The organism is Actinoplanes rectilineatus (genome assembly GCF_000962825.1).
Classification (GTDB): domain Bacteria; phylum Actinomycetota; class Actinomycetes; order Mycobacteriales; family Micromonosporaceae; genus Actinoplanes; species Actinoplanes rectilineatus.
The window spans coordinates 167124-184968 of record NZ_JZKF01000002.1 but is presented as its reverse complement, the minus strand read 5'-3'; the positions used below and the strand labels follow the sequence as shown (position 1 = coordinate 184968).

General features: G+C 75.4%; 2 protein-coding genes. Both read right to left on the bottom strand.

Going from position 1 to position 17845, the window contains the following annotated elements; all coding sequences use genetic code 11:
- Position 1: 1 nt before the first annotated feature.
- Positions 2–5572, bottom strand: coding sequence for a non-ribosomal peptide synthetase (locus WH85_RS01980; RefSeq protein ID WP_045739873.1), 5571 nt, complete (start codon positions 5570–5572; stop codon positions 2–4).
- Positions 5562–17825 carry a non-ribosomal peptide synthetase gene (locus WH85_RS01975; RefSeq protein WP_045739872.1) on the bottom strand — a complete coding sequence of 4088 codons (12264 nt, stop codon included), beginning with the start codon at positions 17823–17825 and terminating at the stop codon, positions 5562–5564. Before WH85_RS01975 ends, WH85_RS01980 begins: the two co-directional genes overlap by 11 nt.
- Positions 17826–17845 lie beyond the last annotated feature (20 nt).

Here is a 17845-nt window from a genome sequence, read left to right as displayed (position 1 = left end):
CTCATCGCTCCTGACGCTCCGGCCGGGGCCGGAGCTTCTCGGCGACGACCGCCCCGATCCGGGCCAGCGCCGCGGGTTGCACCATCTCGTAGTGGTTGGCCGGGATCTCGTGCGGCTCGACAGCGCCGCTGGTGACGTCGGCCCAGGTGTCGATGGCCACCGGGACCGGCAGGTGCGCCGGGCGGTCCTCGGTGGCCACGAAGAGCAGCACGTCGCTGGTGAACGGGGCAGCGGTGTGCTCCGGGCCGACCTTCCAGAGGTTGCGCATCACCGCCTCCAGGCGGGCCCGGGCCCCGGCGCCCTGGACCATCTGGCCGGCCAGCTCCAGCTCCTGCTGCTTGCGCTTCTCCAGGGCCTGCTCATCCCGGGCCGCCTCCTCGGTCACCGTGCCGACCGCGTTACGGCCCATGTAGACCGGGTACGCGTCGAGCAGCGCCAGCAGCCCGATCTCCTCAGCCTGTGCCTCCAGCAGCACCGTCATCGCCTGGGCGATCCGGCCGCCGAGGGACCAGCCGAGCAGGTGGTACGGCCCGGACGGCTGCACCGCGCGGATCTGCGCGACGTAGTCCGCGGCCATCTCCTCCACGCTCGCGGCCAGGGTCTCGGTCCGGGCCAGTCCACGGGCCTGCACGCCGTACACCGGCTGGTCGGCCGGCAGGTGCCGGAGCAGCGGCCCGTAGTTCCAGCTCAGTCCGCCGCTGGCGTGCACGCAGAACAGCGGCGGACGGTCCCCGCCGGTGCGCAGCGGCAGCAGCACCTCGTAGTCGCCGGTCTTCACCGTGGCGCCGACGTCCCGCCGCTCCCCCACCACGACCAGCGACTTGGCGGCGGTCTTGCGGGCGAGCAGGCCGGTCCGCAGCATCCGGTGTCCCGGTGCCCCGAACGGGCAGGGCGTCGCGCCTTCGGCCGTCTCCACCGCCGGTCCGGTGATCCAGAGGTCGCCGACGACGCCCGGGGCGACCGGCTGCCGCCGGCCGTCGAGCAGGATCGCGCCGAGCGGGCCGTCCCCGGCCAGTGCGGTGACGGCCGCGGGGGCCGCCCCGGAGGACCAGCGGGCCGGCGCGACGGCCGGGCGCCCGCGTTCGGTCTCGTCCAGGAACAGGTCCAGGTCGCCGATCCGCCGCCGGGGGTCCTCCGCCACCTGTTCCAGGACGCGGACCAGGCGCCGGGCCAGCGCCGCGGCGGTGTCCTCGTCGAACAGGTCGGTGGCGTAGTGCAGCGCGCCCTCGATGCCGTTCAGCTCGTCGTCCTCGTCCCGGCATTCCACCAGCCGGAACGCGAGATCCAGCTCGATCGCCGTGACGGCTGCGGGCTCGGTGACGGTACGCAGCGCCGGCAGCTCCGCCGCGTCCCACGCGGCGCTGTCCTGTTCGTCCACCTCCAGCCCGACCTGGAACACCGGGTGCCGGGCGAGCGAGGCCGGCAGGTCCAGCAGCTCCGGGATCCGCTCGAACGGCACGTCCAGGTGCTGGCGTGCCTCCCGGACCCCCTCCTGGACCCGGGCCACGACCTCCAGGAAGGTCGGGTCCGCCGACAGGTCGGTCCGGACCGCGAACGGCCGGGCGAACGGGCCGACCATCGGTTCCAGCTCGATCAGGTCCTCGTCGCGGGGCAGCGTCGTGCCGATCACCAGGTCGTCGCCGGCGCCGTACCGCGACAGCAGCACGGCGAGCGCGGCCTGCAGGGTCTGGGCGGTGTCCGCGCCGGCGCCGGCCACCGCCGCGGCCAGCCGGGCGTGTGCCGCGGCGTCCAGGCGCAACGCGACCGCACCGGCCCGGCGGGACGGGACGGCCGGGCGGGGACGGTCGAACGGCAGCACCGTCTGTTCGGCGATGCCGGCCAGGTGGTTGCGCCAGAAGCTCGACTCGTCGCTGATCAGGCTGCCCTCGTCGCGGGCGCCGTCGAGCAGACGCTGCTCCCAGATCGCGTAGTCGGCGAACTGCAGGGCCAGCGGGGCGCGCTCCGGGGCCCGGCCGGAGCGCCGGGCACCGTACGCCGCCGCGAGGTCCCGGAAGTACACGTCCATCGAGTCGTCGTCGGCGGCGATCCGGTGCACCGTCACCGCCAGCACGTGTTCCCGCTCGGCCGTCGCGAACAGCGCGCAGCGCCAGGGCAGATCCCGGGTGAGGTCGAAGAGCCGCTCCCGGTGTTCGGCGAGCAGCCCCGGAAGGTCCTCCTCGCCGGCCGGGACGGGGGTCAACCGGACCGTCCCGGTGGCGTGGACGCGCTGGTGGACGCTCTGCGCGTCACCGGGGAACGTGGTCCGCAGGATCTCGTGGCGGGCCGCGACGTCACCCAGCGCGGCCTCCAGCGCGGGAACGTCCAGCCGGCCGCGCAGGCGCAGCACCACCGTGAGATGCCGGCCGGCGGTCTCCTCCCCGGGCCGGGCCAGCAGCCAGGCACGCAGCTGGCGGGCGGAGAGCGGCACCCGCTCGGGCCGGGTGACCGCCTCCAGGGCGGGACGCGACTTGGCGGCCAGTGCCCGGGCCACACCGGCCGGGGTGGGCGAGGAGAACAGCTGGCGGATCGGCAGGTCCGCGCCGAGCTCCTCCCGGATCCGGGCGATCAGCCGCATCGCCAGCGCGGAACTGCCGCCCAGGTCGTGGAAGGCGTCGTCGACACCCACCCGCTCGACGCCGAGGATCTCGCCGTACAGGTCGCAGAGCACCTTCTCGGTGGCGCTCTCCGGCGCCTTCCCGGCCGGCCGGCCGACGAGGTCCGGGTCGGGCAGCGCCCGGCGGTCCACCTTGCTGTTCGTGGTGAGTGGGAAGCTGACCATCCCGATGATCGCCACCGGGACCATGTAGACGGGCAGGACCAGGCCCATCCTCCGCCGGATCTCCTCGGTGTCCACCTCGCCGGACTCGCCGACGACGTAGCCGACCAGGCGCCGCTCCCCCCGACGGTGCTCACGGGCCACCACGACCGCCTCGCGGACGCCGGGCTGGGCGGCCAGGACCGCCTCCACCTCGGCGAGTTCCACCCGGTAGCCGCGGATCTTCACCTGGTCGTCGGCGCGCCCGAGGAACACCACCTCGCCGCCCGCGGTCCAGCGCGCCAGGTCGCCGGTGCGGTACATCCGTTCGCCGTCACGGAACGGGCAGGCCACGAACCGTTCGGCGGTCTGGTCCGGCCGGGACTGGTAGCCACGGGCCAGGCCGGTGCCGGCGATGTACAGCTCACCGGCGACACCCGGCGCGACCGGCCGCAGGAACGCGTCCAGGATGTAGATCATCCGGTTGGCCATCGGACGGCCGATCGGCAGCTCGGTCCCGAGCGTCTCGCCGGGTTCGATCGGCTTCCAGGTCGCGCAGAGGGTGGTCTCGGTCGGCCCGTAGGTGTTGCGCACCCGCAGGGCGGGCTGGGCCGCCCGCAGGTTCGCCACGGTGTGTGCGGCGACCACGTCACCGCCGGTCCCGACCTCGCGGATACCCGCGAAACAGTCCGGGGACGCCTCGGCCAGGGCGCGGAAGGTCCCGGCGGTCAGGTGTACGGCGGTAGCGCCCCGTGCCGCCGCCTGCCGGATCCCGGCGGCGTCCACCACTCCGGGCTCGGCGACCAGGATCCGGCCGCCGGTGACGAGCGGCACCCACATCTCGTACAGCGAAGGGTCGAAGACGTGGGTCGCATGCATCAGCACCCCGTCGTCCGGGCCGAGCCGCCAGCCGGGGTCGCCGGCCAGTCCGGCCACCGCACCGTGCGGGACGGCCACCCCCTTGGGGACACCGGTGGAACCCGAGGTGTACATGACGTACGCCAGGTCGCCGGCGGTCAGCCGGAGCTCCGGGGCCGGACCGCGGTCCTCGACCTCGTCCAGGAAGACGACGGAGGCAACCTCCGGCAGCCCTTCCGCCGTGTCCCGGGTGCAGACGACGGTCGTGACCGCGGCATCGGCGAGGATGAAGGCGATCCGTTCCGGCGGATAGGCGACGTCCACCGGGACGTACGCCGCGCCCGCCTTCCAGATCCCGAGGAACAGGGTCAGCAGGTCGGCGGACCGTTCCACGGCCACCCCGACCCGGTCACCGCGGCGGACGCCCCGGCTCGCGAGGTATCCGGCCGTCCGGTCCGAGGCCCGGTCGAGCTGGGCGTACGTGAGATCGGCGCCGTTCGCGTCGGTGACCGCGACCGCGTCCGGCGTCGCGGCCACCTGCTCGCGGAACATCGCCGGCACGGACTCCCCCGGCACCGGGGCGGCGGTCGCGTTCCACTGCTCGACCACGGTGGCCCGGTCGGCGGCGGTCAGCAGCGTCAGCCGGCCGACCGGCACGCCCGGGTCGGCGACCAGGGTCTCCAGGATGCGGGTCAGCGCCTCCAGCACCGACCGGGCGACCGTCCCGGCGAACAGGTCCCGGTCGTAGTAGAGGATCAGCGGCATCCGCTCCCCCGGCCCGCTGACCAGGGTGAACGGGTAGTGCGAGGAGTCGCGCCCCTTCTGCACCGGGCGCAGGACCAGGCCGTCGTCAGCCGATCCGTCGATGCCGGTCCGCGGGAAGTTCTCATAGATGACCAGGGTGTCGAAGACCGCCCCGGCGCCGGCCGCGGCCTGCACCTGCTGCAGTCCGAGGTGCTGGTGGGCGCCGAGCGCCGACTGCCGGCGCTGCAGGTCGGCGAGCAGGTCGGCGAACCGCCGGCCGCCGTCCAGCCGGACCCGGACCGGCAGGGTGGTGAGCAGCATGCCGACCATGGCCTCCACCCGGGCCAGCTCGGCCGGCCGGCCCGAGGAGGTGGATCCGAACACCACGTCGGTACGCCCGGACAGCTGCGCCAGCACCACCGCCCAGGCGCCCTGCACCACGGTGTTCATCGTCAGGTCCCGGCTGCGGGCCAGCCGGTGCAGTCCCTCGGTCAGCTCCGGGGACAGCTCAGTCAGCGCGGTCTCGATCTCCGGCACCCGGGCCGGGTCGGCCGGGGCCACGGTGGTCGGGCCGTCCAGCCCGGCGAGCGCGTCCCGCCAGGCCGCCCGGGCGGCGTCCTTGTCCTGCCGGCCCAGCCAGGCCAGGTAGTCCCGGTACGACACCGGGGCCGGCAGCCCGGACGCGTCCCCGCCGGCCGCGTAGATCGCGGCCAGCTCGCGGTGCAGGATCGGCATGGACCAGCCGTCCAGCAGCACGTGGTGCAGGGTGTGCACGAGCCGGTGGGTCTCCGGGCCGAGCCGGATCAGGTGCAGTCTCATCAGCGGCGCCGACTCCAGCCGCAGGCGTTCGGCCGTCTCCTCGCCGGCCAGCCGGGCCACCTCGCCGTCGGCGATGTCAGCGGGCAGCCCGGACAGGTCGGTCTCCCGCCACGGCAGCGTCACGTCACGCTGGATGACCTGCACCATCTGGGCGCCGCTGACGTACCGGAAGCAGGCCCGCAGCGCGGCGTGCCGGTCCACCAGCGCCTGCCAGGAGGCCCGCAGCCGTGCGGTGTCCAGCGGACCGTCGATGCCGTAGACGGACTGCACCGTGTACGTGTCCGGGCCCTCGGTGTCCAGGGCCGTGTGGTAGAGCATGCCCTCCTGCAGCGGCGAGAGGGGCCAGACGTCCTCCACGCTGGAGCGGGGTCTGGTACGGCTGTCGTCAACGGTCACGATCTGCTCCGGTCTCGAGTCGGTCCATCTGTTCGGGCGAGAGCGCCACGAGCGGGCCGGCCGGGGATGCCGGCACCGGGTCGGCACCGCCGGCCGGGAGCTCCTTGACCAGCGCCGCCAGCCGTTCCGGCGTCTTCTCGTCGAAGACCTGCCACGGGGTCAGTTCCAGTCCGTCCCGGCGTGCCCGGGTGGACAGCTGCATCGAGGTGATCGAGTCGCCGCCGAGTTCGAAGAAGCTGTCCTCGGCGGACACCTGCTCCAGGCCGAGCACCTCGGCGAACAGCGCGCACAGCCGGGCCTCCAGGGCGGTCCGCGGGTCCCGGCCGGACGACGCCCCGGCGTGGTCGGGGGCCTGCAGCCGCCGGTGGTCGACCTTGCCGTTCGGGGTCAGCGGCATCGTCTCCAGCGGCACGAACGCCGCCGGCCGCAGGTGCTCGGGCAGGTGCGCGGCCGCCCGCTCGCGCAGGTCCGCGATCAGCGCGGCGGGATCGCCGGCGCCGGCCGCCGGGACGACGTAGGCCACCAGCTGCTTCTCGCCCGGCCCGTCCCGGCGGGCGACGACCACCGCCTGCGCGACGCCCGGGTGGCCGGCCAGCACCGCCTCGATCTCGGCCGGCTCGATCCGGTAGCCGCGGACCTTGACCTGGGCGTCGGCCCGGCCGACGAAGATCAGCTCGCCGTCCGGGGTCCAGCGGGCCCGGTCCCCGGTACGGTACATCCGGCCTCCCGCGGTGTACGGGTCGGCGACGAACCGCTCGGTGGTCAGGCCGGGCCGGCCGAGATAGCCGCGGGCCAGGCCGGCGCCGGCGACGTACAGCTCGCCGGCGGTGCCCGGCGGGACCGGCTGGAGGAAGTCGTCCAGCACGTACGCCCGCATGTTGCGGATCGGGCCGCCGATCGGCACGGCGTCGCGTCCCGGGGCCAGGGGCGCGCTCATCGTCGCGCAGACCGTCGTCTCGGTCGGGCCGTACCCGTTGATCATGTGGCGGGTCCCGGCCCAGCGGTCCGCCAGCGCGGGCGGGCACGCCTCACCGGCCACGATCAGCGTCCTCAGGTGGTCCGGCAGTTCGTCCTCGACGGCCAGCACGCTGGGCGGCACGGTCACGTGGGTGATGTCCCACCGGCGCAACGCGTCGCCCAGCGACACCCGGGGCGGCATGGTCGCCGGGCCGGCCAGCACGATCGTGCTGCCGGAGAGCAGCGCCATGCACACCTCGGAGATCGCGGCGTCGAACCCGAGCGCGGCGAACTGCAGCACCCGCGAACCCGGTGTCACCTGGAAACGCTCGATCTGGGCGCTCGCCAGGTTGCCCAGACCCGCGTGGGTGACCAGGACACCCTTGGGGACGCCGGTCGACCCGGACGTGTAGATCACGTACGCGCCGTCGCCGGCCGCCACCCGGGGCAGCCCCACATCCGGGGTGTGTTGACTTGCGGCGCTCTGAGCGCCCGAACTCAACACACCCGAAGAAGCGTGTTGAATAGCGGCGCCCTCAGCGCCCGAACTCAACACACCCGAGGAGGTGTGTTGAATAGCGGCGCCCTCAGCGCCCGAACTCAACACACCCGAAGAAGCGTGTTGAATAGCGGCGCCCTCAGCGCCCGAACTCAACACACCGGGGCGGGCGGGCGGGGTCAGCACCGGGCCGGCGAAGTCCACCCGGGTCCGCGCCGTGCACACCAGAGCCTGCGGTCCGGCGTCGGCCAGCATCAGGGCGATCCGCTCGCCGGGGTAGTCCGGGTCGATCGGGACGAAGACCCCGCCCGCCAGCGACACCCCGAGCAGGGCCACCACCAGCTCCGCCGACCGTTCCACCAGCACGGCCACCCGGTTCTCCCGCCGGACGCCGGCGCTCACCAGCCGCCGGGCCAGGGCCTCCGCCTCGTCGCGTAGCTCGCCGAAGGTCAGGCTCCGGGCGTCGTCGGTGACCGCCGGGGCGTCCGGGGTTCGGTCCACCTGCCGGCGGAACAGCACCGGCAACGGCTCCGGGGTGTACGCCGTGCCGGTCCGGTTCCAGGTGTGGACCACCCGTTCCCGGTCCGCCGTGCCGATCATGCCGATCCGCCCGACCGGGATCGCCGGGTCGGCCACCACCTGTTCCAGGGCGGCGACGATCGCCGCGTGCATCGCCGCCACGCGTCCGCTGTCGAAGACGTCCGGCCGGAAGATCAGTTCGCCGTGGACGCCGCCGTCCTCGGACGCCCGCAGCGACACCGGGTAGTGCCCGCTGTCGTCCGGGATGCCCGCCGGCCGCATCACCAGCGTGTCCGGGCCCTGCGGCGACTCCGGCGGGCGGGGGTAGTTCTCGAACACCACGATGGTGTCGAACGCCGCGCCGGGACCGGCCACCTGGGTGATCTCGCTCAACCCGAGGTGCTGGTGGGCCATCATCGTGACCTGGCGGCGTTGCAGACCGGCCAGCATGTCCAGGAACGGTTCGCCGCCGTCCAGCGTGACCCGGACCGGCAGGGTGTTCATGAACAGGCCGACCACCGAGCCGACGCCGGGGATCTCCGGCGGGCGGCCGGCCACCGCGGTGCCGAACACCACGTCGTGGCGGCCGGTCAGCCGGGCCAGCAGCAGCGCCCAGATCCCCTGGAACAGGGTGTTCATCGTGACGCCGTGCCCGCGGGTGAACGCGGCCAGACGCCGGCTGAGGTCCTCGTCCAGGGCGAACCGCAGCCGGTCCGGCGCGAGCGGTGTGGTGATCGCGTCCGGCGGCACCACGTGGGTCGCCTCGTCGAGCCCGGCCAGCGCGGCCGCCCACGCCCGGTGTGCGCCCTCCTTGTCCTGGCGGGCGAGCCAGGTGAGGTAGTCCCGGTAGGAGGCCGGCGCCGGCAGGTCCCGGCCGTGGCCGCCGGCGTGGTAGGCCGCCAGCACCTCGGCGGTCACCACCGGCAGCGACCACCCGTCGCAGGAGATGTGGTGCGAGGCGAAGGCCAGCCGGTGGCTGCGGTCGCCGATCCGGGCCAGGTGCAGGCGGACCAGCGGGCCCCGGGTCAGGTCGAACCGTTCGTCGTGCAGCTCCGCCGCGAGCCTGTCGAACGCGGCCAGCGCCTGCTCCTCGGGCAGGTGCGACAGGTCGGTCTCCTGCCAGGGCAGTGCCACCCGGCCGGCGATCGCCTGCACGGCGGTGCCCGACTCCAGCTGGTGGAAGCTCGCCCGCAGCGCCGGATGCCGGTCGACGACGGTCTGCCAGGAGGCGCGCAGGCGGGCCACGTCCAGTGGTCCGTCCAGGGCGATGGTGCGCATGCCCGCGTACACGTCCGGTCCACGCTCGTCGGCGGCGTGGAACAGCAGGCCCTCCTGCAGCGGCGAGAGCGGCCAGACGTCGGCCAGGCCGGGCACCGCGGCCTCGATCTGCTCGATCTCCGGCTGGGTCAGCGCGATCGACGGGAAGTCGGACGGCGTGTGCCCGCCCGCGCCCGGGGCGCCGGCGTGTGTGGCCAGCCGGGCCAGCGCGGTCAGCCAGGCCGTCCCGAGCGCCTCCGCCCGCGCCGTGGTGAGGATCCGTCCGGCCCAGGTGACGGTCAGGTCGAGCCGGGGGCCGTCGGCGGTGTCCAGGACGACCGCGTCGATCTCCACCACGTGCCGCAGCGGGGTGTCCGGGTCCGCGGCGCCGCCGATGCTCCCGATCGCCTGCCAGGGCGTCACGTCAGCGGCCGGCCGGGCGCTGAACCGGCCCAGGTAGTTGAAGCCGATCTCCGGGGCGGGGAGCGCCGCCAGCACCGGCCCGGTCCCGGCGTCGAGGTGCCGCAGCATCCCGTAGCCGAGGCCGCCGTCCGGCGCCGCCCGCAGGCTCTCCTTGGCCGCCGTCAGCAGCCGGCCGGGTGAGCCGTCGCCGTCCAGGCGGGCCGGGCGTACGTCGGTGAACCAGCCGATGGTCCGGGACGGGTCCAGCCCGTCCAGGGTCTGCCGGCCGTGGCCCTCGACGTCGACCACGACCGCCGGGCCGCCGAGCGCGCCGGCCAGGCCCGCCAGCAGCACCTCGTGCACGCCGCAGTGGAAGGCCGTGGTGGCCTTCTCCACCAGGACGGCCGCCTGCTCCGGCGGCACGGTCCAGGAACGGCGCCCTGCGGTGGCGATGGTGTCCCGGGCCGGGTCCAGCGCACCCCAGCGCGGGGCGTCCCGGTCCAGGACCGCGGTCCACTCGCCCAGTTCGGCGGTACGGGCCGCGGCCTGCACCGCGAGGGTCCGGGCCCAGCGCCGGAAGGAGACGTCCGGCGGATCGAGCTCCGGGTCCCGGCCGGCGGCCAGCGCCTCGTACGCCGTCCGCAGGTCGGGCAGCAGGATCCGCCAGGACACCGCGTCGACCACCAGGTGATGGGCGACGATCACCAGCCGGCCGTCCCGTCCCGGGCCGGCGTCCAGCCACACCATCCGGATCATCACGCCGGCCGCCGGATCCAGCTTCCCGGCGGCCTCCGCCGCCCAGCGGTCCGCCTCGTCCGCGGGCGCCTCGACCCGGTCGAGCAGGCCGGCGGGCCGGACGCCCCGCCCGGGCACCACCAGCCGGGGCTCGTCGCCGTCCAGGTCGACCCGGGCGCGCAGCATGTCGTGGGTGTCGATCACCGCGCCCAGCGCCGCCGCCAGCGTCTCCGGGGCGAGGCCCGCCGGCGCGGCCACCGTCATCCACTGGGCCGGGCCGGGCCTGGTCACCGCGCCGGGTCCGCCGTCGAGCAGCGCCCGGGTCACCGGCGTCCACGGGACCTCGCCGGTCCCGTCGTCCGGTCCGGACCGTACCGGGCCGCTCCGCTCGGCGACGGCCGCGAGACCGGCCGGGGTGCGCTGTTCGAAGACGTCCTTCGTGCCGAAGACCACACCCTCCCGGCGGGCCCGGGCGGCCAGCTGCATCGACAGGATGGAGTCGCCGCCCAGCTCCAGGAAGCTGTCCTCGGCGCCGACCCGCTCCAGGCCGAGCACCTCGGCGAACAGGTCGCAGAGAACCCGTTCGCCGTCGGTCCGCGGGGCACGGCCGGCCGTGGTCGCGGTGGCCTCCGGGGCGGGCAGGGCGGCCCGGTCGACCTTGCCGTTCACCGTCAGTGGCAGCGCGTCCAGGGTGACCAGCACGGCCGGGACCATGTACTCCGGCAGCACCATGCCCAGTCGCTCCCGGATCAGGGCCGGGTCCGCACCGGTCACCACGTACCCGATCAGGCGGCCGTCACGGGCCACCACCACGGCCTCGGTCACCTCCGGCTGCGCGGTCAGCGCCGCCTCGACCTCACCCGGCTCCACCCGGTAGCCACGGATCTTCACCTGGCCGTCGGCCCGCCCGGCGAACAGCAACTCCCCGGCGGCGGACCGGCGGGCCAGGTCGCCGGTCCGGTACATCCGCTGCCCGGGCACGGACGGGTCGGCGACGAACCGCTCGGCCGTCGCGCCGGGAGCACCGGTGTAGCCGTGCGCCAGGCCGGCTCCGGCGAGGTACAGCTCACCGGTCACGCCCGGGGCCACCGGCTGCAGGAACGCATCGAGCAGGTACGCCCGCCGCCCGGCCAGCGGCGTGCCGATCGGCAGCACGTCACCGGTCGCCGCCCCGGGCTCGACCAGGTGCCAGGTGGCGCAGAGAGTGGCCTCGGTCGGCCCGTACAGGTGCCGGATCCGCACCTCGGGGCAGGCCGCGCGGACCTGGGCGACGGCGGCCGCCGGCACCTCGTCCCCACCGGTCAGCACCTCGCGCAGGCCGCGGAACACCTCCGGCGCGGCCGCCGCGAGCGCCCGGAAGGCCCCGGCGGTCAGGTGAGCGGTGGTCACGCCGTTCCCGATCGCGTCGCGCAGCCGTTCGGCGTCGACGGCGCCCGGCGCGGCGATCCGCACCCGGGCGCCGGCCACCAGCGGCGCCCAGATCTCGAAGAGGGACGCGTCGAAGGCGTGCGCGGCGTGCATCAGCACCACGTCGTCGGGGGCGAGCGCCCAGCCCGGGTCGCCGGCCAGCGCCGCCACGCTGCGGTGCGGCACCGCGATGCCCTTCGGCGTGCCGGTGGACCCGGACGTGAACATCACGTACGCGGTGTCGTGCGCTCCGGCGGTGAACTCCGGCACCGGGAAGGACGCCGGTTCGTCGGCGGGAACCGGCGTGATCCGGTCCGCGGGAACCGGCGTGATCCGGTCCGCGGGAACCGGCGTGATCCGGTCGGCGGGGACCAGCGTGCTCCGGTCAGTGGTGACAGGTGTGATCCCGGCCGGCACCGCGTCGGCTGTCGCCGCCGAGCAGAGCGCCACCGTGACGCCGGCGCCGGTCAGCGTCGCCGTGATCCGGTCGGCGGGGTGGTCCAGGTTGACCGGCACGTAGGCCGCGTTCGCCTTCCAGGCCGCGAGGAACGCGACGATCAGGTCCGCGCCGCGGCGCATCACCACGCCGACGTGGTCGCCGCGCCGGACGCCCGCGCCGGCCAGCCGCCCGGCCAGGCGGTCCGATTCCCGGTCCAGGTCGGCGTAGGTCAGGGTGCGGTCTCCGTCGGCGACAGCGACCGCGTCCGGGGCGGTCCGCGCCCGTTGCCGGACGGCGGTCACCACCGAGGGGTCACCGGCCGGCGCAGCCGGGCCGGTCAGGGCAAGCGCGGTCGCGCCGGTCACCGCCAGCCGGCCGACCGGCAGCGACGGTTCCGCCACCACGCGGGTCAGCACCCGCAGCACCTGCCGGGCGACCTCGGCGGCCGTCTCCGCGGCGATCCGGTCCGGCCGGTAGGAGACCCGGATCCCCAGCCGCCGGCCGGGGCTGACGCTCATCGTCAGCGGGTAGCCGGTGCCGGTCCGGGTACTGACCCCGCTGATCACGACGCCGCCCTCGGCGCCGAGCCCGGTCGCCTCCATCGGGTAGTTCTCGACCATCACGATGGTGTCGAAGGTCGCGCCCGGGCCGGCCGCCCGCTGGATCTCCGGCAGGCCCAGGTGCTGGTGCCCGATCAGCGCGGACTGACGGCTCTGCAGGTCGGTGAGCAGGTCCAGCACCGTCCGGCCGCCGTCCAGGCGGACCCGGACCGGGACGGTGTTGATGAACATGCCGACGGTCCGCTCGACGTCCGGCACCTCGGCCGGGCGGCCGGACACCACCGTGCCGAACACCACGTCGGTCCGGGCGGCCAGCCGGGCCAGCACCAGCGCCCAGGCGCCCTGCACGACGGTGCTCAGCGTCAGCCCGTGTGCCCGGGCGAATCCGGTGAGGTCGCCGGTCTCCTCCTCGGTGAGCCGGGCGGCGTACTCCTGCGGCAGGCCCGGTGTGGCGGCGGCGCCCGCGTCCACCAGGGTCGGCTCGTCGGCGCCGGCCAGTTCGGCGCGCCAGGCCGCCCGGGTCGCCTCCCGGTCCTGACGGCTCAGCCAGGCCAGGTAGTCGCGGTAGGAGGGGGCCGCGGACCGGAGCGGGTCACCCGCGTACGCGGCCGACATCTCGCCCAGCAGGACCGGCGTCGACCAGCCGTCCAGGACGACGTGGTGCGAGGTGACCACGAGCCGGTGCCGGTCGTCGGCGAGACGGATCAGGAGCAGCCGGATCAGCGGCGCGGTGGTGACGTCGAACCGGGTCGCCCGGTCCTCGGCGAGGAGGCGTTCCACCTCCGCCTCGCCGGCCGCCGCGGCGTCCACCATCCGCCAGGGGACCTCCACCCCGGCCACGATCACCTGGACGGTCTCGCCGGTCTCCCGCCGGTGGAACGCGGCCCGCAGCGACTCGTGCCGGGCGAGCAGCACGGTCCACGCGGCGCGCAGCCGGTCCGCGTCGAGCGGCCCGTCCAGGTCGAGGATCCGCTGGCTCTGGTAGACGTCGGCGCCGTCCTCGTCGAGGGAGCGTTCGAAGAGCATGCCGGCCTGCAGCGGGGACAACGGCCAGATGTCGGTCAGTCCGGGAGCGGCGGCGGTCAGCTCGGCCACGTCGCGCCGGCTCACCGTGGCCAGCGGGAAGTCGGACGGGGTGTGCCCGCCCGCGCCCGGCGTGGCGGCGTGCCCGGCCAGGCCGGTCAGCATCTCCAGCCAGGCCTGTCCGAGCAGTTCCACGGTGACCGGGGCGAGGTCCCGGCCGTTCAGCGTGAGACGCAGCCGGGGGCCGTCCGGGGTGTCCTGGACGTCGGCCCCGGCCTCCAGGGGGTGGGCCGGGTCCGGGTCCGGCCCGGCACCGGGCGCGCCCTCACGGACCTGCCACTCGGTGACGTCGTCCGGGACGGCGGACCGGCCGAGGTAGTTGAACCCGATCCGCGGGACCGGCAGCGCGGCCAGCCGGGCGCCGGTCTCCGGGTTGAGATGGCGCAGCAGCCCGTAGCCGAGCCCGTCGCCGGGCGTGGCCCGGACCTGCTCCTTCACCGTCCTGAGCAGCTCGCCGGGGTCGGCAGCCGGGTCGATGCCGGCGACGTCCAGGCGGACCGGGTGGACGCTGGTGAACCATCCGACGGTACGCAGCAGATCCTCGCCACCGGCGGCGTGCCGCCCGTGGCCCTCGACGTCGACCAGCACGGCCGTGTCGTCGCCGCGCCAGTGGGTCACCGCCGCGGCCAGGCCGGCCAGCAGCACCTCCGGGATGCCGCAGTGGAAGGCGGCCGGCGCCCGGGCGAGCAGGTCGCGGGCCGCCGGCCCGGACAGGGTCGCGGACCAGGTGTGTGCCTGTCCGGCATGCTCGCCGAGCGGTTCGGCGGCGGCACCGTCCAGCACCGCGATCCAGTGATCGATCTCGGCCACGGTGCTGCTGTCGTGCGCCTGGTCGACGAGCTGCCGGGCCCACCCGCGGAACGAGGTCGCCACCGGCTCCAGCTCCGGGGCCCGGCCGGAGGCCAGCGCGTCGTACGCCGCCCGCAGGTCCGGCAGCAGGATGCTCCAGGAGACCGCGTCGACCACCAGATGGTGCGCCACCAGGGCCAGCCGGCCGGGCACGCCGTCGCCGGCGTCGATCCACACCGCGCGCAGCATCGTCCCGGCCGCCGGGTCGAGCGTGCCGGTCGCCGCCGCGGCCTGCTGGTGGGCGGCGTCGTCGAGGTCCCCGGTCCCGGCCGGCACCCGGGTGATCAGGCCGGCGGCGTCCACCGTGCCCGGGCCGGGCACGGTCAGCGTGCCGGTGGAGGCCACCCGGGCGCGCAGTACGTCGTGGGTGTCGAGCACCGCTCGCAGGGCGCCGGTCAGCAGGCCGGTGTCGAAGCCGGCCGGGGTGACGACGACCCGCGCCTGGGCGAAGCCGGGACGTGCCGCGGCGTCGCCGAGGGCCAGCATCACCGGCGTCCACGGGACCTCCCCCCGGCCGTCGCGGGCCGGCCGGTCCGTGGTGAGCGTGTCCGGTGCCAGGGCGGCCAGGCGTTCCGGCGTACGGTGCTCGAACACCTGCCGGGGCGTCAGCGGGAGGCCGGCCCGGCGGGCCCGGGCGGCCACCTGCATCGACGTGATCGAGTCGCCGCCGAGCGCGAAGAAGCCGTCCTCGACGCCGACCCGCTCCAGGCCCAGCACCTCGGCGAACACCGTGCAGAGGAGCTGCTCGGCCGGGGTGGCCGGGGCACGGCCCGGTCCTGCCGGGGTGAAGTCCGGATCGGGCAGGGCGGCCCGGTCCACCTTGCCGTTGACGGTGAGCGGCAGGGACTCCAGTGGCCGGATCACCGCCGGGACCATGAACTCGGGCAGCGTCGCCGCCAGCCGGTCCCGGATCAGGGTGGGGTCGGCGCCGGTCACCACGTACCCGATCAGGCGGCCGTCACGGGCCACCACCACGGCCTCGTCCACCTCCGGCTGCGCGGTCAGCGCCGCCTCGACCTCACCCGGCTCCACCCGGTAGCCACGGATCTTCACCTGGCCGTCGGCCCGCCCGGCGAACACCAGCGCGCCCTCGGCGGTCCGGTACGCGAGGTCGCCGGTCCGGTACATCCGCTGCCCGGACGCGGACGGGTCGGCCACGAACCGCTCAGCTGTCAGATCGGGCCGGCCCAGATAGCCGCGGGCGATCCCGGCCCCGGCCAGGTACAGCTCCCCGGTGGTCCCGGGCGGCACCGGCTGCAGGAACGCATCGAGCACGTACGCCCGCCGCCCGGCCAGCGGTGTGCCGATCGGCAGCACGTCACCGGCCGCCGCCCCGGGCTCGATCAGGTGCCAGGTGGCGCAGAGAGTGGCCTCGGTCGGCCCGTACAGGTGCCGGATCCGGACCTCCGGGGCGGCCCGGCGGACCCGCCGTACCGCGGCGAGCGGCACCGCATCGCCGCCGGTCAGCACCTCGCGCAGGCCGGCGACCGATTCCGGTGACTCCTCGGCCAGCACCCGGAAGGCGCCGGCGGTCAGGTGCGCGGCGGTCACGCCCGCGGCCACGTACCCGGCCAGGGCCTCGCCGTCCACCACGCCCGGGCCGGCGATCCACACCCGGGCACCGGAGAGCAGCGGCACCCAGATCTCGAAGAGCGCGATGTCGAAGGCGTACGAGGCGTGCATCAGCACGGTGTCGCCCGGTCCGATCCCCCAGCCGGGCTCGCCGGCCAGCGCCGCGACGTCGCCGTGTGTCACCGCGACGCCCTTGGGCACGCCCGTCGAGCCGGACGTGTACATCACGTAGGCGAGATCGCCGGCGCCGGCCGGGACGGTCAGCGGGTCGCCGCCGGCCACCGCCTCCCGGGTCGCCGGATCGTCCAGCACGATGGCGCCGGGCGCGGCGTCCCGGTACGCGCTCGTGCACACCGTGGCGACCGGCGCGGCGTCGGCCAGCATCAGCGCCACCCGCTCGGCCGGGTAGGCCGGGTCCACCGGGACGAACGCCGCGCCGGCCCGCCAGACGGCGAGCAGGGTGGTGATCAGGTCGGGTGAGCGGTCCATCAGCACCGCCACCCGGTCACCGCACCGGACCCCGTGCCGGCTCAGGTGGCCGGCCAGCCGGTTCGCGTCCGCGTCGAGCCGGGCGTAGGTCCGGACGCCGCCGGCCCCGGCCACCGCCTCGGCGTCCGGGTGGGCGGCCACCTGACGGGCGAAGAGCTCCAGAGCCGGGACGGACGGCGCCGCGACGGCAGGCGTACCCCCGGAAAGGTCCTCCCAGATCTTGATCTTGCCGACGGTGATCTCCGCGGAGTCCGCCATCTGCCGCAGGACCAGGGTGAGCTGTCCGAGGATCGCGCGCGCCCGGTCCGCGTCGACGAGCCCGGGCAGGTGATCGAGCTTGAGCAGCATCGACTCGCCGGGCACCGCGACCAGGGTGAGCGGATAGTGGGCGGCCTCCCGGCCCTGGTGCACCCGGATGCCGGACCCGGCGGCGACCCGGGGCGTGTTCTCGTAGACCAGCAGGGTGTCGAAGACCGCGCCCGGGCCGGCCGCCTTCTGGATCGCGGCCAGGCCGGCGAACTGCTCCGGGATCAGCGCCGACTGCCGGCTCTGCAGCCCGGTCAGCAGCTCGTGGACCGGGGTGGCGCCGTCCAGGCGGACCCGGACCGGCACGGTGGTGAGGAAGAGGCCGACCATGCCCTCCACGCCGGGCAGATCGGCCGGGCGGGCCGACACGGTCGCGCCGAACACCACGTCGGTCCGCCCGGCCAGCCGGGACAGCACCAGCGCCCAGGCGCCCTGCAGCACCGTGTTCAGCGTCAGCCCGCGGGCACGGGCCCGCTCGTCCAGGGCCCGGGTGAGGTCCGGCGGCAGCTCGGCGGTGACGCTCTCCGGCACACCGGGGGCGCGCCCCGGATCGGCCGGCGCGACCAGCGTCGGCTCGCCGGCGCCGGACAGCTCGGCCGTCCAGGCGGCCAGCGCCCGGTCCCGGTCCTGCCGGCCCAGCCAGGCGAGGTACTCCCGGTAGGGCGTCACCTCGGGCAGCACGGTGTCGCCCGCGTACAGCGCGGACACCTCGTCCAGCACCAGCGGCAGCGACCAGCCGTCCAGGATCGCGTGGTGGCAGGTCAGCACCAGGCGGTGGTCGTCCTCGGCGAGGCGGATCAGGGTCAACCGCAGCAACGGCGCCCGGGTCACGTCGAACCGGGCCAGCCGGTCCTCCTCGGCCAGTTCCCGGACCGCCGCGGCCGGGTCGTCGCTGTGACTCAGGTCGGCCTCGCGCCACGGCAGCTCCACGTCGGCGGCGACGACCTGCACCGCCTCGCCGGTCCGCCGCCGGCGGAAGCAGGCGCGCAGCGCGGCGTGCCGGGTCAGCAGCGCCGACCAGGCGGCGCGCATCCGGTCCGGGTCCATCGGCCCGGAGAACTCCAGGATCCAGTGGCCCACGTAGACGTCCGGGCCCTCGTCGTCGTAGACGGTGTGGAAGAGCAGGCCCTCCTGCAGCGGCGACAGTGGCCAGATGTCCTCGATGCGCGACTGGGTCACGGATTTCTCCCCATCAAAGA